General features: G+C 57.4%; 16 protein-coding genes. 12 read left to right on the top strand and 4 right to left on the bottom strand.

Going from position 1 to position 20,678, the window contains the following annotated elements; translation table 11 throughout:
• The first annotated feature begins 444 nt into the window (after positions 1-444).
• The 3 genes from F3J36_RS17420 (at position 445) to F3J36_RS17410 (ending at position 7,170) form a co-directional block, all read left to right on the top strand.
• The gene (locus F3J36_RS17420; RefSeq protein ID WP_166720114.1) at positions 445-4,122 is read left to right on the top strand and encodes an ATP-binding protein; all 3,678 of its coding nucleotides are present in this window, start codon (positions 445-447) and stop codon (positions 4,120-4,122) included.
• 99 nt (positions 4,123-4,221) lie between these two features.
• Positions 4,222-4,845: a response regulator transcription factor gene (locus F3J36_RS17415; RefSeq protein WP_021509694.1), complete on the top strand. Its 624-nt coding sequence runs from the start codon at positions 4,222-4,224 to the stop codon at positions 4,843-4,845.
• 318 nt (positions 4,846-5,163) lie between these two features.
• The gene (locus F3J36_RS17410) at positions 5,164-7,170 is read left to right on the top strand and encodes an NADPH-dependent 2,4-dienoyl-CoA reductase (RefSeq protein ID WP_166720113.1); all 2,007 of its coding nucleotides are present in this window, start codon (positions 5,164-5,166) and stop codon (positions 7,168-7,170) included.
• On the opposite strand, the gene rlmG is transcribed toward F3J36_RS17410, so the two are convergent.
• A complete protein-coding gene (gene rlmG / locus F3J36_RS17405; RefSeq protein ID WP_166720112.1) occupies positions 7,171-8,289 on the bottom strand; it encodes a 23S rRNA (guanine(1835)-N(2))-methyltransferase RlmG in 1,119 nt (372 codons plus the stop codon).
• A gap of 81 nt (positions 8,290-8,370) precedes the next feature.
• Between rlmG and F3J36_RS17400 the strand changes: the two genes are divergently transcribed.
• Positions 8,371-8,871 (top strand): M48 family metallopeptidase, encoded by a 501-nt coding sequence (locus F3J36_RS17400; RefSeq protein WP_021509697.1) that lies wholly within the window; start codon positions 8,371-8,373, stop codon positions 8,869-8,871.
• Here the strand turns inward: F3J36_RS17400 and F3J36_RS17395 are convergent.
• A complete protein-coding gene (locus F3J36_RS17395; RefSeq protein WP_166720111.1) occupies positions 8,868-10,556 on the bottom strand; it encodes a chloride channel protein in 1,689 nt (562 codons plus the stop codon). The genes F3J36_RS17400 and F3J36_RS17395 overlap by 4 nt on opposite strands.
• A 136-nt stretch (positions 10,557-10,692) precedes the next feature.
• Here F3J36_RS17395 and F3J36_RS17390 point away from each other — a divergent pair, with 136 nt between their 5' ends.
• The 3 genes from F3J36_RS17390 (at position 10,693) to sstT (ending at position 14,370) form a co-directional block, all read left to right on the top strand.
• Complete coding sequence (locus F3J36_RS17390) at positions 10,693-11,679, top strand: Gfo/Idh/MocA family protein (protein WP_058776398.1); 987 nt, start codon at positions 10,693-10,695, stop codon at positions 11,677-11,679.
• A gap of 255 nt (positions 11,680-11,934) precedes the next feature.
• A complete protein-coding gene (locus F3J36_RS17385; protein ID WP_021509700.1) occupies positions 11,935-12,906 on the top strand; it encodes a TerC family protein in 972 nt (323 codons plus the stop codon).
• Positions 12,907-13,134: 228 nt separating this feature from the next.
• A complete protein-coding gene (sstT, locus tag F3J36_RS17380; protein ID WP_031280144.1) occupies positions 13,135-14,370 on the top strand; it encodes a serine/threonine transporter SstT in 1,236 nt (411 codons plus the stop codon).
• A 46-nt stretch (positions 14,371-14,416) separates the two neighbouring features.
• Here sstT and F3J36_RS17375 read toward each other — a convergent pair whose 3' ends face one another.
• Together F3J36_RS17375 and F3J36_RS17370 are read right to left on the bottom strand one after the other, a co-directional pair.
• Complete coding sequence (locus F3J36_RS17375; RefSeq protein ID WP_166720110.1) at positions 14,417-15,907, bottom strand: UxaA family hydrolase; 1,491 nt, start codon at positions 15,905-15,907, stop codon at positions 14,417-14,419.
• Between the two features lie 4 nt (positions 15,908-15,911).
• On the bottom strand, positions 15,912-17,360 hold the full coding sequence (locus F3J36_RS17370) for a tagaturonate reductase (RefSeq protein ID WP_166720109.1): 1,449 nt from the start codon (positions 17,358-17,360) through the stop codon (positions 15,912-15,914).
• A 298-nt stretch (positions 17,361-17,658) separates the two neighbouring features.
• On the opposite strand from F3J36_RS17370, the gene exuR reads away from it, so the two are divergent.
• From exuR to F3J36_RS17345, 5 genes are all read left to right on the top strand, one after another.
• Complete coding sequence (gene exuR / locus F3J36_RS17365) at positions 17,659-18,411, top strand: transcriptional regulator ExuR (RefSeq protein WP_166720108.1); 753 nt, start codon at positions 17,659-17,661, stop codon at positions 18,409-18,411.
• 335 nt (positions 18,412-18,746) lie between these two features.
• Positions 18,747-19,421, top strand: a complete 675-nt coding sequence (locus F3J36_RS17360; protein WP_021509705.1) for a DedA family protein — start codon at positions 18,747-18,749, stop codon at positions 19,419-19,421.
• Entirely contained in the window at positions 19,421-19,789 is a 369-nt protein-coding gene (gene mzrA / locus F3J36_RS17355) for an EnvZ/OmpR regulon moderator MzrA (protein WP_031280145.1), read from the top strand. Before F3J36_RS17360 ends, mzrA begins: the two co-directional genes overlap by 1 nt.
• A gap of 173 nt (positions 19,790-19,962) precedes the next feature.
• Positions 19,963-20,337: a DUF1090 domain-containing protein gene (locus F3J36_RS17350; protein ID WP_141097289.1), complete on the top strand. Its 375-nt coding sequence runs from the start codon at positions 19,963-19,965 to the stop codon at positions 20,335-20,337.
• A gap of 34 nt (positions 20,338-20,371) precedes the next feature.
• A complete protein-coding gene (locus tag F3J36_RS17345) occupies positions 20,372-20,677 on the top strand; it encodes a YqjD family protein (protein WP_021509708.1) in 306 nt (101 codons plus the stop codon).
• Position 20,678 lies beyond the last annotated feature (1 nt).

The following is a 20,678-nucleotide window of genomic DNA, read 5'->3' as shown; positions in this document are numbered from 1 at the left end:
GAAAATGACCTGAAAGTATGCGCTGACCGCTGCAGAGAAAATCGCCTGCAACGGTTTAAACCAAACGTCACCAGGTTAACAAAAATTAGAATTTTGCTTACGCGTTTAACTTATTACCGCTATTTAAAAGGTAGTTTTACCGGATGAATGGACAGCAGCGTTTAGCGGCCCCGGAAAAACTGCGAAAATTCTGACGTAACTCTGCGAAAGGACCACATAAGAATTGTCTTGAAAGGTCATTTTATGGATAAATCGTTGAAATTTTTGAAATCAAAGCAAAAGCAATATCTAAAAAAAGCCGCGAATGTTAATAATAAGTTAAACATTCGAGAATGGTCGCAAAATATCCTTAATGCGGCATTAGATCAGGCAGGCGGGAAAAATCTCTTTATACTCCTTTTCCCTTATCGGCATTAATGACTTTATTTTCTTCAGGAACGCACGGTGTTTAATCCTGTTAATTTCATCCGTCTGGCGGGCGTGGTCCTGTTTATTTTTTTTTGCGGCGCGCTGCAGGCGCAGGTCAAACCGTTGCAGCTTTTAGCGCGTTACGATACCGCACAGCCCGCGCTGCAGCTGGCGGAGCCCATCTCGTCTGCCTTTCGAAATAAAGTGATTAAAGTCGCGGTGGCCGGTAAAGCACAGCCACCGATATATATGGATACCGATACGCGCCGCTTCGAAGGCCTGAGCGCCGACTACCTGTCGCTGATTCAAAGTATGCTGGAGACCAGCATTGAGCTTTATCACTTCCCCAGTCATAGCGCCGCGCAGCAGGCGGTGCTGAAAGGCGAAATGCATATGCTGGCGATTTACGTCGCCCAGCCGTCGTCACAGTCGCAGCCGCTGCTGGCCAGCGCCCCGTGGATGCTGGATTACAGCGTGATGGGGCTGAAGACCGACAGCGACCTTTTTCTCAATAACGGCATGCCCGAGCAAATCGCCTGGTCAGGCACGCCGCTGCAGCGCCAGTACCTGGAAGAGACATACGAAAACGCGCAGCTGGTGCGTTTCCCGGGCTACTATGATGCCGTCGCTGCCACCGTTTATGGTCAGACGGCGCGCGTCTGGGGAAACGCGGCAACGCTGACGCACCTTAATCGCTATCTGTTTGCCAACGCGCTCACTATTCTGGCCGACGAGCATACAATTCCGCTCAACGTCGGTTTCGGCATCAGTCCGCTATATCCTGCGTTAGCTGACGCCATCAACCAGGCGCTGCCGCAGATTCCGCTGTCTATTCGCATGCAAATCGCCAAACGCTGGCAGCTCGATCCCCATCATGTACTGCAACGCAATCCGCTGGCGCTGACCGCCGACGAAGAGCAGTGGCTGCAAAACAACATTCACATCGAGACCACCTTGCCGCTGGCACAGGCACCGCTCAGTAGCCGGACGCCGGCAGAGCAGTTTCGCGGCATGGCGCCGGACGTGCTGGAGCTGATCACCAGCCAGACCGGCCTGAATTTTGTGGCGCACGCCAGCCATGAACACCCCGGTGGACGTCCTTTGCCAAAGCTGTTTCCGCTGGAAATTCTGGAACCACAGTTCGAAGCACAACCGGCTCTGATTACGCGTCCGTGGCTGGTTTCGCATTGGGTGATCATCCGCAATCAGCAGCCGGGAAACATCATGGCACGTGATACCTTTCCGTTTGGTTCGGCGCTGATGCTAAAAAATTCGCTAATGAAAAGCTGGCTGCAGGAGCACTATCCGCACCTGTCGGTCAGCGATACCGATCGTCCGCTGGATGCGCTGCGCCAGCTGCTGGCGCGCAAGGTCGATGCGGTGATCGTGCCGAAAATTTTTGCTGACTACCTTCTGCGCAACCATTTTGGCAGCGGGCTGATCGTCGAGGGTACGCTGGGCGCCGATCCCGCGCGCTTTGTGATGCGCGTAGAGCCAGGCAATGAGACGCTGGTCAGCATTCTCGATAAAGCGCTGCTGGCCATCCCGCCGGAAACGCTGTTTAAGCTGATGGCGCAGTGGCGTCAGGCGGAACCGCCGTTTCTCAGCGGCTCGTGGCAGAACTATAAGCAAACGATTCTGCTGATTGTTTCGGTATCGCTGGGATTGATTCTGCTGATCCTGCTGTGGAACCACCATCTGCGCAAAGTGATTCAGCAGCGTATGCAGGCTGAGAATGCGTTGAAAAATCAGCTCAATTTTACCCACACACTGTTTAATGACTCGCCGGTGGCAATGTACATCCGCGATAAGCAAACGCGGCTGGTGGACTGTAACAATGCCTATCTGCGCTTTTTGCACATCAAACGCGATGAGGTAATCGGCAAACGACTGTCGGATGTGTTCAACACCAATAACGCCAGCATTCACACCATCGAAGATGGTTATCAGCAGACACTGCTGGATGGTGAAGCGGTAATGCGAGACGTGCAGCTGATGTTTGGCCAGCAGGCCTTCCATCTGTATCACTGGACGCTGCCGTTTCGCGATCGGCTGGGGGAAGTTGCCGGGGTGATCGGCGGCTGGGTCGATGTCACCGAACGTAACGCGCTGTTGCAGGAGCTGCAGCTGGCCAAGGACACCGCAGACAAAGCCAATCGCTCCAAAAGTGAGTTTCTCGCCAGCATGAGCCATGAGATCCGCACGCCGCTGCACGCCATCATTGGTTTGCTGGAGCTGGAAACCCGCTCGCAGCCGTGTGAGACGCTGTCAGAGAATATTCGCGTCGCCTACAGCTCGGCGCGCGCGCTGCTGTCGCTGATCGGCGATATCCTCGATCTGTCGAAGATCGAATCTGGCCAGTATCAACCCACACCGGAAACCGTCTATCTGCCGGATGTGATCGATCAGGCGGTGACGCTGTTCCGCAACAAAGCCGAAAGCAAAGGGATCGATCTGCGCGTAGAGATGGACATCGCGGCCTACTGGGTACAGACCGATCCGCTGATGATCAACCAGATCCTGTCTAACCTGTTGAGTAACGCCATTAAATTCACCGATCGCGGCAGCGTAACCGTGGTGCTGATGCAGGGGATTGGCCAGGAAGAGGAAGGTTGTGAGTTCGTCATAGAAGTGAGCGATGACGGCTGCGGCATGACCGAGGAGCAGCAGCAGGCGATCTTTGAGCCATTTGTCCAGGTCGGTGAACGTCAGCAGCAGCAGATTGGCACCGGTCTTGGCCTGAGCATCTGCCGTAATCTGGCAGAGCTGCTGGATGGCGAACTGATTGTGGAGAGTACGCCAGGTGAAGGATCGGTGTTCTCCTTCTACTTCCGCGCGCCGGCCGGCGAACCGCGCGATCAAACCCAACCGCATCTGTCACAGCCGCTGGTCACCGACAAGCTGTCGGTGCTGGTGATTGATGATCATGCGCCTAATCGCCTGCTGCTGGGTAAACAGCTGGAGCTGGCGGGCCATCAGGTGGTGGTGAGCGAAAGCGCCGTCGAAGCGCTGAAGCTGTGGCAGCAGGATCCGCTGCGCTTTGACCTGATCATTACCGACTGCAATATGCCCGGCATGAACGGATTTGAATTTGCCCAGGCGCTGCGCCAGCATGAACGCCACCATCATCTGCCGCCGATCACGCTATACGGCCTGACCGCCTCCGCCGAGCAGCACATCATGCAGCGCTGCCTGCAGGCTGGCATGAACGACTGTCTGTTCAAGCCGCTGAATCTGGATACGTTGCTGGCGCAAATCACCCACTGTCCGCGCCGCACGCCAAACGCGCCTGACAGCGAGGCTGCAGCCGGCGTGACCGGGCAACCTGCTGCTGACATCCCCGCTGCCGCGCTGCCGGCCCCTGTCGCGGTTCCGACTTTTGCGCCGCTGCTGATGCAACTGGCTGAGCGCGATCCTGCCAGCTGCATCACCCTGCTGGAAAGTATTCGCACCAGCCACGATGAATTGCTGGCGGCGCTGCAGCAAACCACTGATGCTCACGCGCTGTCACAGCTTGGCCATAAGCTGAAAGGCGGTGCCAGCATTCTTAATGCCAGCGCGCTGATGGAGCTGGGGCGCAAGCTGGAGAAACACCAGCAGGAAGGGCACGATGTCGCGCAACTGATTGCCGCCATCGCGTGCGAGATAAACACCGTCAATGAAACATTAATTATCTTTGAACAATATCGGCTGAAAAATCAGCAGGTTTTATAAAAACATAATCTTATCAAGACATTTCTCGGTTCGCCGGGATAAGCCGCCAGACATAATGTCCGCCAGCGCCATCATATCGGTGTCGTAAAAGGGAGATCTATGTTTAATGCAAAAATTCTCATCGTTGATGAGCATCGCCTTGTTGCGGCTGGGGTGCAGGCTTTATTATTAATGAATGGCTTTAATTGTGTCACTACAGCAAACACAATTAATGATGGTATTGACGATGTTATTCATCAGCACATCGACATCCTGATTTTAGATCCTGATTTCAAAGAGAAAAATGGCATCGCCTTTTTACGCGATATCGTAAAATCTAAAACCTGGATGAAAGTCATTCTGCTCAGTCAGAGCAGTAACAATCACCTGCTTATACAATCGCTTAGTCAGGGCGCTAACGGTTTCGTGTCGAAATACGATCCGATTCAGACGCTGATCGCCGCCATTGGCTGCGTATTTAACAATGTAAATTATCTGCCCGGCGATATTCTTGACCGGCGCCAGCGCTATGTTAATGAACAGGATATGCTGTCGCGCCTGACCGAGCGGGAAACGCTTATTTTACGTCAGCTGGCGCAGGGAAAATCCAATAAAATCATTGCCTGTGAATTAGGATTAAATAACAAAACCATCAGTACTTATAAAACTAAAATTTTTCAAAAGCTCGAATCAAAGAATCTGGTCGATATTATCGAACTGGCACGGCGAAACGGTGCCTGCTGAAGCCAAAATCAAGACCAGTCTTGCGGATTAATTCGACTGAGGCATGGCATCATCACCTCGTCCTCACCCGGGATTGTTATAGAGATTGAGTCATACAGGAATTTATAACCACAGAGCTAATTTATTAGCCCAATCTTCATGCCATTACAGGGCGCGCAGGTTTCTTCCCGTGCCTGGCGAAAGTGGTCCGATACTTTCGTCTGCGACTTGCCGCCCTGCTTTTTTTTGATGTTTCTCACAGGCTGAACGCCGCAAATTTCCAGCCCGCACTTTTCCCGCTACAGTTCACTCATCCGACCACTCACTGAGTAAGTGATCATGACTGAGCGTTATCCGCATCTGTTTGCCCCGCTGGATCTGGGCTTTACGCAACTGAAAAACCGTTTCCTGATGGGCTCAATGCACACCGGTCTGGAAGAGCATGCCGATGGCGCTCAGCGCCTCGCTGCCTTCTACGCCGAGCGCGCCCGGGAAGGCGTTGCGCTGATTGTGACCGGCGGCATCGCGCCCAATGCGCAGGGCGTGGTGGCGCAGGGCGGAGCCATGCTCACAGACGAAACCCAGTGCGGCTGGCACCGCCAGATAACCGATGCGGTACATGCTCAGGGGGGAAAAATTGCGCTGCAGATCCTGCACGCCGGGCGCTACAGCTATCAGCGCGATCTGGTGGCGCCCTCGGCGCTACAGGCGCCCATCAACCCGTTTACACCGCAGGCACTGAGTGAAGAGCAGATTGAACAAACCATCGCGGATTTTGCACGCTGCGCCCGGCTGGCGCAGCAGGCCGGTTACGACGGCGTCGAAATCATGGGTTCGGAAGGCTACCTGATTAATCAGTTCCTGGTCGTCCATACCAATCAGCGCGACGACGGCTGGGGCGGTGATGTGGCGCGGCGGCAGCGCTTTGCACTGGAAGTGACGCAGGCGGTGCGCGCCGCCGTCGGTGATGCCTTTATTATTATTTTTCGCCTGTCGATGCTCGACCTGGTGAATAACGGCAGCTCGCTGCAGGAGACGCTGCAGCTTGCCACGGCGCTGGAGCAGCGCGGCGTGACGCTGTTCAACAGCGGCATTGGCTGGCATGAAGCCCGCATTCCCACCATTGCCACCTGCGTGCCGCGTGCCGGTTTCGCCTGGGTCACGCAGCATCTGCGCCAGCACGTCAGCGTACCGGTTATCGCTACCAACCGTATAAATCATCCCCAGGTGGCGGAAGAGATTGTGCGCGACGGTATTGCCGACATGGTGTCGATGGCGCGGCCATTTCTTGCCGATGCCGCGTTTGTCAGCAAAGCGCAGGCGGGCCAGCCCGACGCCATCAATACCTGCATCGCCTGTAATCAGGCCTGTCTCGATCAAATCTTTGCCGGCAAGGTCACTTCCTGCCTGGTCAATCCGCGCGCCTGTCATGAAACGCTGATGCCGGTCATCGCCGCCGCGCAGCCAAAACGCCTGGCGGTGGTAGGTGCCGGTCCGGCCGGTATGGCGTTCGCGCTGCAGGCGGCGCAGCGCGGCCATCACGTCACCCTGTATGAAGCCGATGCGCAGATTGGCGGCCAGTTCAATATTGCCCGCCAGATCCCCGGCAAGGCGGAGTTCAGCGAAACGCTGCGCTATTTCCGCCATCAGCTGGCAGCCGCAGGCGTTGAGCTGTGCCTGAATCATCGCGTCAGCGCCGACGAACTGGAACAGGCGGATGAAGTTATCATCGCGAGCGGCATCACACCGCGCCAGCTGGCGATTCCGGGCATCGATCACCCCAGCGTGCTGAGCTATCTCGAGGTGATACGCGACAAAAAACCGGTTGGCCAGCGCGTGGCGATTATCGGTGCCGGCGGCATTGGTTTCGACACCGCGGAGTTTCTGCTGCAGCACGCCGATCGCGAGGAAGACTTCTACCAAAGCTGGGGTATCGATCGCAGCCTGCAGGCGCGCGGCGGTTTAGTGCGTCCACAGCCGGCTCCTGCCGACCGCCAGATCTGGCTGCTGCAGCGTAAATCCGGCAAGCCGGGCGCCGGGCTGGCGAAAACCACCGGCTGGATCCATCGCGCCAGCCTGCAGGCGCACGGCGTGCAGATGTGGGGCGATGTCGAGTATCTGAAGATTGATGATGACGGGCTGCACCTGCGCCATCAGGGGGAAGCGCTGACGCTGGCGGTAGATAACGTCGTGATTTGCGCCGGTCAGGAACCGCTGCGTACGCTGGCGCAGGCGCTGGCCGCACGCGGCAAAGCAGTGCGGCTGATCGGCGGTGCCGACGTCGCGCAGGAGCTGGATGCACGGCGCGCCATTGCTCAGGCCACCGAACTGGCGCTCAGCCTGTGATTAACGCAGCTTGACCGAACGCAGCACCACAAATTTGGCGTTAGAGGCCACCAGCTCGCAGTTGCCAAACAGCTTCTTCATTTTCTGATGATAGCCAAGGTGGCGGTTGCCGACGATGCGCAGCTCGCCGCCATACTGCAGGCAGCGTTTGGCGTCACGCAGCATCTGCCACGCCAGGTGGTCGGTCACCGCGTGCTGCTGATGGAACGGCGGATTACACAGCACCGCATGCAGCCGGTCCGACGGAAAACCGCTCAGCACGTTGTTAACCCGAAACTGGCAGCGCGCCAGATCCTGCGGTCGGTTCAGCTCAACGTTGAGCTGGCTGGAGGCCACCGCCATCCAGGATTCATCGACGAACAGCACCTCGGCCTGCGGATTCTGTTCCAGCGCCTGCAGGCCGATCACGCCGTTACCGCAGCCGAGATCGACGATTTCGCCCTCAATATCGTGCGGCAGATGTTGCAGAAAGAAGCGCGCGCCAATATCCAGCGCGGCGCGGGCGAACACATTGGCGTGATTGTGGATGTGATACGGCGTCTCGTCGAGCGGCCACACGGTGGTCGCCGGCACGTCCGCCAGCGCCGGGGCGCTGAAATGGCTGTAAATCAGACGCGCTTTTTTCCACGCCAGCGAGGTTTTGCTCTCACCAAGAATGCGTTCAAACAGCTGCAGCGTGGAATTATGGATATCTTTGGCTTTACCGGCCGCCAGAATCAGAGTATCCGGCGTGACGACCGTCCGCAGCGCGCGCAGCTGGTGCTCAAGCAGCGCCAGCGCTTTGGGCAGCTTAATCAGTACCGCCGCCGGAGCAGCCGGCAACGGCGCCAGGCTATCAAGAAAGTGTACCGACGCTTCATCCAGACCGTTGAGACGCAGATTCTGCCGGGCCGCCTGCTGGCTGAGCCACGAGTCGCTGACGTGCCAGATTTCCCGATCGTTCAGCCCGCAGGTCAGCGCGCCAAAGCTGTCATTGAATACCAGCACCGGGCCTGCCGGCAGCGCCTGCTGCAGCAAATATTCATCTGCGGCGTCCCACGCCTGTAGCGGGCTCTCTTCGCGCATCGGCGGGAAGCGCTGAAGCGTCAGCGTGCGATCGGTCAGTTCAAGTTGGCTCATGGAATCTCCGGCATGGTACACTTTGCGCGATTTTCGCCCTGAAAAGGGGGCGCAGTATACTGTCTTTCGTCGGGAATCCCAATGTCATTAATCTATCTGCAGGGTTACCCTGAAAACATCCTCGAACAGGTGCAAGTGCTGATTGATAATCAGCGATTAGCCGCCTTTTTGCAGCAGCGCTATCCCGATACGCACGACGTCGTCAGCGACCGCGCGCTTTATGACTACACGCAGGCGCTGAAAAACCGCTATATGCGCAGCGCACCGCCGGTCAGCAAGGTCATCTGGGATAATAAAATCAAAGTGATGAAGCATGCACTTGGCCTGCATACCGCCATTTCCCGCGTACAGGGCGGTAACCTGAAAGCCAAGGCTGAGATTCGCATCTCGACCTTTTTCCGTCTCGCGCCGGAACCCTTTCTGCGCATGATCGTGGTACACGAACTGGCGCACCTGAAAGAGAAAGATCACAGCAAAGCCTTTTATCAGCTGTGCTGCCACATGGAACCGGACTACCACCAGCTGGAGTTCGACGCGCGCCTGTGGATGACCGAACAGGCGCTGCGCGGCAACGCAGCCTAAAGAAACTCCTGCGCTTTCTGAATCAGACTGGTTTTGGTCAATGCGCCAAGGAAGCGACGCTCCTGCGCATTATTCAGCACCGGTAAACGCTCCAGCGTCACGCGCGCAAACGCCTCCCAGCCTTCACGCATGCTCTGGTGCTGGTAAATGCAGGGGAAATTATCATCCATCACGCTGCTGACCGGCGAATCCAGCGTGATCTCCTGTGCCAGCACTTTGCGCGAAATGTCATGAATTGATACTACGCCAAGAAACTGACCGGCCTGATTAATGACGTAGACGTAGCGCTCGCGCTTGAGCGAACTCACCGCCAGCGCCTGCCCGACCGATTCCGCCGGCTGCAGCGCCGCGCCGGGGATGATCAGCTGATCAACCCGCATATTATCAAAATCATATTTCGCTTCTGAACGATTCAGGTGATGGCTTACCACCGGATAGGTGCTGGCGGACTGCAGCCGGTAGACCAGCATTGACGCCAGTACCGAGGCGATCATCAGAGGGAACAGCAGGCTGCTGTTGAGCGTCATCTCCAGTACCATCAGCATCGCCATCAGCGGCGCCTGACTGACCGCCGCCAGCACCGCCGCCATGCCCACCGCCGCATACAGTAGCGTATTGCCCACCGGCAGATGCAGCAGCACGCCAGTCTGCGCCAGCGCCACGCCGAGCAGCGCACCAATCAATAATGAGGGCGTGAACAGGCCGCCTACCGCGTTGGAGCCGACCGAGAGCGTGGTCGCCAGCATTTTCAGCACCAGCAGGCCGAGCAGACCCGCCAGCAGATAGTTGCCTTCAATGATTTTCACGATCACTTCATAGCCGTTACCGAGGATATCGGTGGAGATCAGCGCCAGTAAGCCAACCGCAAAGCCGCCTGCGCCCAGCCTGAGCGGCAGCGAGCGCACGCGGCTGAACAACGCTTTGCTGCGCGCAATCAGCTTGATCAATAGCCAGCCCGCCACGCCCGCAGCAAAACCAATGATTACCGTCATCAGCAGGCTGGTGAGATCCATTTGAAACAGCGTGTCGGAGAGCGGATAGAGCGCGCTGCGAAAGCCCAGTGACCACATGGTCATCACCGCCACTGCCGAGGCAACAATCAGCGGAATCAGCCGCTGTAGCGCAGAGATACCAAACGCAATTTCCGCGACAAAAATCGCCGACGCCAGCGGGGCGTGATACACCGACGACAGACCGGCTGCGGCCGCCATCGCGACGATGTCGCTGTTGCGCATATTGAGGGATGCTGGCAGCCAGCGCCCCAGCAGGCTGCCGCTCAGCGCCGACAACTGCACCATCGGCCCCTCTTTACCAATCGACGCCCCGCTGCCGATACTGGCAATCGACGACAGCGCGCGAAACAGCGAGGTTTTGGTGGGCACCGCATCCAGCCGCGCGTTAATCACTTCAAGGTAATCGGTTTTCACCGTCTCCTGCTGCTCAATCGCCACCGCGTAGCGCAGGAACCAGCCGGCCAGCAGCCCGCCCGCCCCCACCAGCAGCGGCCAGAAGATCCACGGCCAGACGTGCATCGCGACCGTGATTTCGCTGTCGCTGTGAAACAGCAAATGATTGATGAGATCGATGATGCCGCGAAACGCCAGCGTGACCAGCGAGGCCACCAGGCCCACCGGAATGGCGATCAGCAGTGTGGTCCAGTTCAGTGCGTGTTTGCTTCCGCTCACCCGGCGTCCCCGCATGTCGGTTAAAAAGGGTTTGGCATCATCATATTGGAATGCGGATCGCAGGATCAAATTTCGCCTGCCTGCGCCGCCAGGGAACATGCTACTCTGCCGCTTTCAGAGTGCAGGAGAACCAGCCGTGATACGTTTTGCCATTGTGGGAACCAACTGGATCACCCGCCAGTTTATCGACGCCGCGCACGAGAGCGGCAAAATGAAACTGAGCGCCGTCTATTCACGCAGCCAGCAGCAGGCCGACGCCTTTGTCGCGGATTATCCCTGTCCGCTGACCTTTACCTCACTGGAGGCGCTGGCGGCAAGTGCGGAAATCGACGCGGTGTATATCGCCAGCCCCAATGCGCTGCACTGTGAGCAGGCGCTACTGTTCATGTCGCACGGCAAACACGTCATCTGCGAAAAACCGCTGGCCTCTAACCTGCGTGAAGCTGAGGCGATGATTGCCTGTGCGCGTCAGCATCAGGTGGTGCTGTTTGAGGCGTTCAAAACCGCCAGTCTGCCGACATTCCTGCGCCTGCAACAGGCGCTGCCGCAGTTAGGCACGCTGCGCAAAGCGCTGTTCAACTACTGTCAGTATTCGTCACGCTATCAGCGCTATCTCGACGGTGAGAACCCGAATACCTTTAACCCGCGCTGGTCCAACGGTTCGATCATGGATATTGGCTACTACTGCCTCGCGGCTGCCGTTACCCTGTGGGGTGCGCCGCAGCAGGTGAAAGCTGAGGCCTCGCTGCTGGCAAGCGGCGTCGATGCGCACGGCGTGGTAGTGCTGGACTACGGCGATTTCGACGTCACGCTGCTGCACTCAAAAGTCAGTGATTCCCTGATTCCCAGCGAAATCCAGGGCGAAGCCGGCTCGCTGGTGATAGAGAAAATTTCCGAGTGCCAGCAGCTGCGCCTGATTCCGCGCGGCGGCGAGAGCCAGAACCTGACGCAGCCACAGCACATCAATACTATGCTGTATGAAGCAGAGACCTTTGCCCGGCTGGTGGAAACGCGCCAGGTGGAGCACCCTGCGCTGGAGGTTTCACGCATTACCGCCCGGTTGCTGACAGAGATTCGTCGCCAGACCGGCGTGGTGTTTCCGGCGGATCGGAAAGAAGTGTAAATATTGCAAAATATTACAGCTCCCCCATTGAATCTGCTCGCGCTTGCACGTATGTTGGCGGCAGCAAAGGGGAGTAACTTGTAAGCTGACCGATCGTCATTACGATGCGTAGCGCATCCGGTCGTCAGGCAACCCGGAATTGATTCTGTGTTGTAAGTGAGACCTTGCCGGAAGGCGAGGTTTGCTTGCAGCTCAATAAAGCGGCTGACGTCTTCTGACTCAGCCGTTTTTTCATTTTCAGGACAGGATACGACTATGCACTCTGTAGGCACACCGTTACTCTGGGGCAGCTTCGCTGTCGTCGTGCTCATCATGCTGGCGATCGATCTCTTCTTACAGGGACGACGCGGCGCACAAACCATGTCATTCAAACAGGCTGCCGTCTGGTCGCTGGTGTGGATCTCCGTTTCTCTGCTGTTTGCCGCCGCATTCTGGTGGTATCTCGACGGCAGCGCCGGGCGCGAAGTCGCAACCGCGCAAACCCTGGCTTTCCTGACGGGTTACGTACTGGAAAAAGCGCTGGCGGTCGATAACGTCTTCGTCTGGCTGATGCTGTTCAGCTACTTCGCCATTCCGTCTAATCTTCAGCGCCGTGTGCTGATTTACGGCGTGCTCGGCGCGATTGTGCTGCGTACCATCATGATCTTTGCCGGTAGCTGGCTGGTCACACAGTTCAGCTGGATCCTTTACATCTTCGGCGCTTTCCTGCTGTTTACCGGCATCAAAATGGCCTTCGCTAAAGAGGGCGATGACGCTGCCGTCGGCGATAAGCCGGTGGTGCGCTGGCTGCGTAAGCATCTGCGCATGACCGATGAACTGCACGGCGAAAAGTTCTTCACCCGCAAAAACGGCGTGCTGTTTGCCACACCGCTGCTGCTGGTGCTGATTATGGTGGAGCTGAGCGATGTTATTTTCGCTGTCGACAGTATTCCGGCTATTTTTGCCGTCACTACCGACCCGTTCATCGTGCTGACCTCTAACCTGTTCGCCATCCTTGGCCTGCGCGCTATGTACTTCCTGCTGGCCAACGTGGCAGAGCGCTTCTCGATGCTGAAGTACGGTCTGGCGATCGTACTGGTGTTTATCGGTATCAAGATGCTGATCGTCGAGTTCTACCACATTCCGGTGGCGATATCGCTGACGGTGGTCGGCGTGATTCTCGGCGGTACGTTGCTGATTAACGCCTGGGTAAACCACAGAAACGACCAGAAAGGCATCTCACGATAATCTTCTGCAGGGGCGCTAATCGCCCCTGCTTTGTTTCGCCAGCGCCACCCTTCGCGTTTCATATCTCTGTCACACTTCCTGTCATCAGCAGATCAAAAAACCGATCTGGCGCGCACCGGCAGAATTATCTCTTTTCTCGTCAGCTCTTTTCCTTATACTCCGCCGGGCAAACCGTTTGGCGCGGAGCAACCGCGCACAACACTCATACCGCGATAAAAAGACCGTAATATGCTAAATAATCTTCTTCGACCGCTGGGTGCGCTGTTCTCAGGAAGCCTGGTAAAACAAATCATGATCGGCCTGATTGCCGGCGTGGCGCTGGCGTGGCTTTCACGCGATGCCGCGCTGGCCGTCGGCCTGCTGGGTGAACTGTTCGTGCGCGCGCTGAAAGCCGTGGCACCGCTGCTGGTGCTGGTGCTGGTGATCTCTTCGATTGCCAACCATCAGCAGGGGCAAAAAACCAATATTCGCCCGATCATCATGCTGTACCTGCTCAGTACCTTCTTCGCGGCGGTGGTCGCGGTGATTTTCAGCCATCTGTTCCCGCAGACGCTGTCGATGGACGTCGGCGCGACCGAAATTACCCCGCCGTCCGGCATCACCGAAGTGCTGCACGGCCTGCTGATGAGCATGGTCGCCAATCCGATTGAAGCGCTGATGAACGCTAACTACATTGGCATTCTGGTGTGGGCGATTGGTCTTGGCCTGGCGTTTCGTCATGCCAGCCCGAGCAGCAAAGCCTTCCTGAATGACGCGTCGAATGCCGCGACCTGGGTGGTGCGCTGTGTGATTCGCTGCGCGCCGCTGGGTATTTTTGGCCTGGTGGCATCGATTCTGGCCTCAACCGGCTTCGGCGCGCTGTGGCAATATGCCCACCTGCTGACGCTGCTGATTGGCTGCATGCTGATAATGGCGCTGGTGGTTAACCCGATGCTGGTGTTTCAGAAAATCCGTCGCAATCCTTATCCGCTGGTGTTTACCTGCCTGCGCGAAAGCGGCGTAACGGCGTTCTTTACCCGCAGCTCGGCGGCGAATATTCCGGTCAACATGGCGCTGGCCAAACGCCTGAATCTGGATGAAGACACTTATTCGGTATCGATTCCGCTGGGCGCGACCATCAGCATGGCGGGTGCGTCAATCACCATTACCGTACTGACGCTGGCTGCGGTGCACACGCTGGGCATTGCCGTGGACGTGCCCACCGCTATACTGCTGAGCCTTGTCGCCTCGCTGTGTGCCTGTGGCGCGTCCGGCGTGGCGGGCGGTTCACTGCTGCTGATTCCGGTTGCCTGCAACATGTTTGGCATTCCTAACGATCTGGCGATGCAGGTGGTTGCGGTCGGTTTTATCATCGGCGTACTGCAGGATTCTGCTGAAACCGCACTCAACTCCTCAACCGACATTCTGTTTACCGCCGCCGTATGTCAGGCGGAAGCGGAACGTCAGCCGCGTACCGCCGGTTAACCCGCGTCGCGGCACCCACCGGTGCCGCGCTTTAACCGCTGCCGCTTTAAAGCGTCACGCCACTCTTGAAGATCGCCAGCTCGCGGAAATCATTAGCTTCATTGCGCGCCAGCTGGCCGTTCGCAATCGCCACAATAGTCTCAACAAACTCCGCCAGCAGCGTCTCCATGCTGGTGCCCTCCAGCAGTCGTCCGGCATTGAAATCAATCCAGTGCGGCTTTTTCTCCGCCAGCGGCGTGTTAGTGGCGATTTTCACGGTGGGCACAAAGCCGCCATACGGCGTGCCGCGTCCGGTGGTAAACAGCACCATATGGCAGCCGGCTCCGGCCAGCGCGCTGGTGGCGACCGCATCGTTACCGGGCGCGCTGAGTAAATTGAGTCCCGGCGTGCGCAGCCGCTCACCGTATTTCAGCACATCCACCACCTGACTCTGTCCGGCTTTTTGCGTACAGCCCAGCGACTTCTCCTCCAGCGTGGTGATGCCGCCCGCCTTGTTGCCCGGCGATGGATTTTCATAAATCGGCTGCTGATGATCGATAAAGTAGCGCTTGAAATCGTTAATCATCGCCACCGTTTTGTCGAAAATCGCCGCATCACGGCAGCGGCTCATCAGGATGCGCTCGGCACCAAACATCTCCGGCACTTCGGTCAGCACCGTGGTGCCGCCATTGGCGATCATCTGGTCAGAGAAACAGCCGAGCAGCGGATTGGCGGTGATGCCGGAAAAGCCGTCCGAGCCACCGCATTCGAGACCAAACTTCAGCTCGCTCAGTTTGCCCGGCTGGCGGCGGTCGTGACGCATCACGTTGTACAGCGCATGCAACCGCTGCAGGCCGGCTTCCACTTCATCATCCTGCTGCTGACACTCCATAAACTGCACACGTTCGCTGTCAAAGCCGCCCAGCGTGTCGCGAAAGATATCGACCTGATTGTTTTCGCAGCCGAGTCCAATCACCAGCACCGCGCCGGCATTGGGATGACGCACCATATTTTGCAGCATGGTGCGGGTATTTTCGTGATCCTGCCCCAGCTGTGAACAGCCGAAGGGATGGCTGAACAGGTGCACGCCATCGATGCCGGCCGCGTCGTCACTCTCCCGGAGAAAGCGTGACACAATCTGCCGGGCGATGCCGTTCACGCAGCCGACGGTCGGCAAAATCCACAGCTCGTTACGAATGCCAACCTCGCCCGTGGCGCGACGATAGATCTGTACCTCACGATCCGCCGCCTGCGGTGGCAGCGTGAGGTGTTCCGGCTGATAGTGATAGTCATCGACATCGCTCAGATTGGTGCGCACGTTGCTGGAGTGAATCAGCTCGCCGACGGCGATCGGCTGAGTGGCATGGGCAATCGGCAACCCATACTTAACCACCTGCTCGCCACTGTTGAGCGGTTGCAGCGCAAACTTGTGGCCGCGCCCGATATCCTGCTGCAGCGTAATCCGCTGTTCTGCGACGATAACCTGGGTGCCGGCCGCCAGATCCTGCAGCGCGACGGCGACGTTGTCGCGTGAATGTATTTTGATTGCCTGTTGCATCGCGTTATCTCAGTTGGCTAAGGGCCGTCCGCATGCCGTGGACGAGAATGTTGTGTAGCTGCTGGCTGACCGCGGGGACCAGGCCGGGCCGCTGGGTTAAATCTTCGCCCCAGTGCTGCGCGTCGCTCAGTACGTCGCTCACCAGCTGCTGCGGGGTGAGTTGATCGGTGAGGACCGCAGGCCACAGCCGGGCAAAACGCTGCAGCCAGTGCGCGTCATCCTGCAGCGGCCACTGCCGGTCATCCTGCTGGCCGCGATAAAACGCCAGCAGCGCGGCAAAGGCAAAGATGAGGCGCGGCGGCCAGTCGCCACACTGCTGCTGCGCCTGCAACAGCGCCGGCAGCAGGCGCGTGCGGAATTTGGTCATGCCGTTGAGCGCAATCGCCAGCAGCGCATGGTGAATAAACGGATTGCGAAAGCGGCGCTGCACCGCATCGGCAAAGGCGTGCAGCTCGGCGCGAGGCAAATCCAGCGTCGGGATCACCTCTTCGCGCAGCAGGGCATCGACAAAAGCGGCCAGCTGCGCATCGTTCATTGCCTCGCCCACGCTCGCCAGCCCGGCCTGAAACGCCACCGGCACCAGCGCTATGTGCGCCCCGTTGAGGATCGCCACCTTCTGCGCTTTGTACGGTGTGATGTCATCCACCCGCCTGACGGCTGGCGCCAGCGCCGTCAGCTGCAGTTCGTGCATCAGCGCATCTGGTCCCTGAAGCACCAGCTGGTAGTCGCGCTCCCCGGCCACCAGATAGCGGTCGTCATAGCCCAGTTGGGCTGCAATCTGTGCGCCATCCGGCGGATAGCCGCTGACAATGCGATCCACCAGCGTGTTGTAAAAGGCGCAGTGCTGCGTCACCCATTGCATAAAGGCCGCGGGCAGCTGCCACTGCTGGCAATAACGCAGCACTAACGCGCGTAGCGTGTCGCCGTTATGGTCGATCAGCTCACACGGCACGATCAGCCAGCCTTTATCGGCGGCACCGGCAAAGTGCTGATAACGCGCCCACAGCAGCTGCGTCAGTTTGCCGGGAAACGACGACGCGGGTTGATCCTCCAGCCGATCCTGTTCGGCATACGCGATGCCGGCCTCGGTGGTGTTGGAGAACACAAAACGCATCTGCGGCGCGCGTGCCAGAGCCAGGAATTCTTCGAACTGCTGATAAGGCTGGATTTCACGATTGAGGCTGCGGATCAGCCGGGTTTCGCTGAGCGGTTCCCCGGCGTCATTCAGCCCGCGCAGCAGCGTGGTGTAGAGGCCATCCTGCTGATTGAGCGTCTCCGTCTGCATCCGGTTGCGCGGTCGCACCACCACCACGCCGGCATCGGTGCCCTGATGTTCATTGAGCCAGTCGAGCTGCCAGTCGATAAAGGCACGTAAAAAGTTGCCTTCGCCGAACTGGATCACGCATTCGCTATAGCGTGCGCCGGGGAAATCGCGGCGGTTGAGTCGCAACATGTCGCTTCCTTGAAGATGAAATCGGTCAGCTAATGCGCAAAAGTTATCATACCAATTTCAGCGAAAGGGAGATTTGTTTGCCAACTGCGTCACATTATCCATCATTGCCATACGGCGAAAGCCGGCGCGCCTGTTATCTACATCAAGTTAAGTATATGTATATTCAATTAATTAAAGATAAAACCTGAGCAGGCGCGCAGGTTCTTAACTTGCCAGATGGTATAACAGCTTCAGTGCTTTGCGACATCGCAGGGTAAGTGGTATAACAACTTACTGTCTTTCACAGAACCGAAAAATCATGGACCTGAACGAATCCCGCCGCCTCTACCAGCAACTCGCCAGCGAACTCAAGCAGCGCATCGAAGCGGGCAGTTATGCCGTGGGAGCAAAGTTACCGGCAGAGCGGATGATTGCGGAATCGCACCAGGTGAGCCGTACCGTGGTAAGGGAAGCGATCATCATGCTGGAGGTGGAAGGCTACGTCGAGGTGCGCAAAGGGTCGGGCATTCATGTGATCAGCGACCAGCCACAACCGCGCGACAGCGCCACCGATCAGCTGGAGTTTGCCAGCTATGGCCCCTTTGAACTGCTGCAGGCGCGCCAGCTGATTGAGAGCAATGTCGCCGAATTTGCCGCCACGCAGATCCGTCCACAGGACATCGTGGCGCTGCTGGCAATTCAGAAAAAAGCCCGGCAGGAAGATCACGCGCGCGATTCGACATGGGATATGGAGTTTCACGTGCGCATTGCCCAGGCCACCCAAAACAGCGCGCTGGCCGCCATCGTAGAGAAAATGTGGCGGCACCGGCTGCATAATCCTTACTGGCTCAAACTGCACGAGCACATTGACGCACGCCATATCACCAGCTGGTGCGACGATCACGATCAGATTTTAAAAGCGCTGATGCGCAAAGATCCCGCCGCCAGCAAACTGGCGATGTGGCAGCATCTGGAAAATACTAAACAGATGCTGTTCGACGCCACCGCCGATGATTTCGAGTTCAACGTTGACCGCTACATGTTCGCAGAAAATCCGGTGATCCTGCCCTGAAGCCGCAATGGCAGAAACGCTGCATTTTCAGGCTAAAAAGTCAGTTAATCTGCAATAGTGTCAGCTCGTGTAAAGCTCCTTTTGACCATCTGCGTCAAAAGGTAAAACTCCTGTGCGACCGCGACTTTACACTGTCTGAATCCCGCGATTTTTGTTACAGTTATCGCCCTTTTCTTACCCTTTGCGACAGGGCTATAAAAAGTCGCTGATTTAACAATCAATTCTGGATGGATCCGGAAATCCTGCTCAGGTGGCATACCTAAAATGTATAACTTAACCCGCCTGCGCCTAAGCCCCTCACGGGCACGTTTAACAATGATGTTCAGGAATGATTGATGGATATTTTGCAAGCATTGCTGCATGCCCTGTGGCAGCAGGATTACGAAATGCTCTCCGACCCCACGCTGGTGTGGGCGATTTATGGCGTGTTGTTCATGATTCTGTTTCTCGAAAATGGCCTGCTGCCCGCCGCGTTTCTGCCCGGTGATAGTCTGCTGATTCTGGTCGGCGTGCTGATCGCGAAAGGCACCATGAGCTTCCCGCTGACCCTGCTGGTGCTGACCACCGGTGCCAGCCTCGGCTGCTGGGTCAGTTACATTCAGGGCCGCTGGCTTGGCAATACGCCGACGGTGCAGAAATGGCTCTCCCATCTGCCCGCGCAGTATCATCAGCGCGCCCACAGTCTGTTCCACCGCCACGGCTTGTCTGCGCTGCTGATTGGCCGCTTTATCGCCTTTGTCCGTACCCTGCTGCCGACCATTGCCGGCCTCTCTGGCCTGAGCAATGCCCGCTTCCAGTTCTTTAACTGGATGAGCGGCTTCCTGTGGGTGCTGATTCTTACCGTGCTCGGCTTTGCGCTGGGGAAAACCCCCATTTTCCGCCGCTATGAAGATGAGCTGATGTTCTGCCTGATGCTGCTGCCGCTGGTGCTGCTGGTCATCGGTCTGGTGGGTTCACTGGTAGTGCTGTGGCGTAAACGTCAGGCGGGTCAGAACGGGAAGTCACAGTAATGACAGGGTTGCGTAATTTCCCCAGGCGTTTACTCCCCTGGCTGTGCGCTGGCGTGCTGGCGCTGCTGGCTATCGGCATTGTGCCCAAACTGATGCAGCATGAAACGGTGGTGAAGATCCGCGTGGCACACAGCGGCACCAATCTGCCGGACGGCTTTTATCTCTATCAGCAACTTTCGGCGCAGGGCGTGCGGATTAAAAGTATTACCTCGGCAGGCGATGCGCTGGTCATTCATTTTGAGAATGAAGAGCAGAGCCTGGCCGCGCAGAAAGTACTGCGCCGCCTGCTGCCACAGGGCTTTGTCGTGGCGGCGGGTCCGCAGGCGTCACAGCAGGTGGTGGACGCTAATCGCCCCACCTATAGCTGATCACCGCCGTCGGGTTCATCGCCCGGCGGCACCTCAATCCTCGCTATCCCCGCGTGTTTTTTGAATTTTTTCGTCTGCTGTCTATTCTTAAGTAAGCGCGAGCAGACGACAAGCTGGGATGCCCCTCCTGTCCGGTTTGCGACAGGTCGTCAACAATGGAAGGTAAAAACCTGATGAAACAACAACTACTGCTGGGTGCGATTCTTTTCTCTCTCTCGGGTTCACTGCTGGCAGCGGAATCGCTGTGTCAGCAAAAACAGCAGGATATTCAGCGCGAAATTGAGATGGCGAAACAGCACGACAACCAGCGCCGGGTCACCGGACTGGAACGCGCGCTGACCGAAGTCCGCGCTAACTGCACTGACGAGAAACTGAAATCCGCCCACGCTGAACGCATTGAAGCCCAGCAGCATAAAGTGGCTGAGCGCGAGCGCGAACTGCAGCAGGAGCGCCAGGAAGGCAAAGACCAGGAGAAGATCGGTAAGCGCGAACGGAAGCTGGAAGAGGCACGCCAGGAGCTGAAAAAGCTGCAGGCCGAGCCTTATTAATCGGACTTAAATAAATGATGTAATGGAGAACACCATGGCTAAAGACACCACATCTGAACATCTGCGTGCGGAACTGAAAAACCTTGCCGACACCCTGGAAGAAGTGCTGAGCAGCTCGGCTGATAAGTCGAAAAGCGAGCTGGATAAACTGCGTCACAAAGCACGCGGTGCCATTGAGAGTTCACGCGAGCGGCTGGGCGAATCCGGCGAACGCATCGCGCAGACCACGCGTGAAGCGGCGGAAAAAGCGGATGTCTACGTGCGTGAAAATCCGTGGCACGGCGTGGGTATCGGCGCAGCAGTTGGCGTGCTGATCGGCATCCTGATTTCACGTCGTTGAT

Origin of the sequence: Pantoea sp. Cy-640 (genome assembly GCF_011752635.1) — a bacterium.
GTDB classification, from domain to species: domain Bacteria; phylum Pseudomonadota; class Gammaproteobacteria; order Enterobacterales; family Enterobacteriaceae; genus Pantoea; species Pantoea dispersa.
Note: the sequence above shows the minus strand (reverse complement) of the source record. Positions and strands in the feature narration are given on the sequence as shown.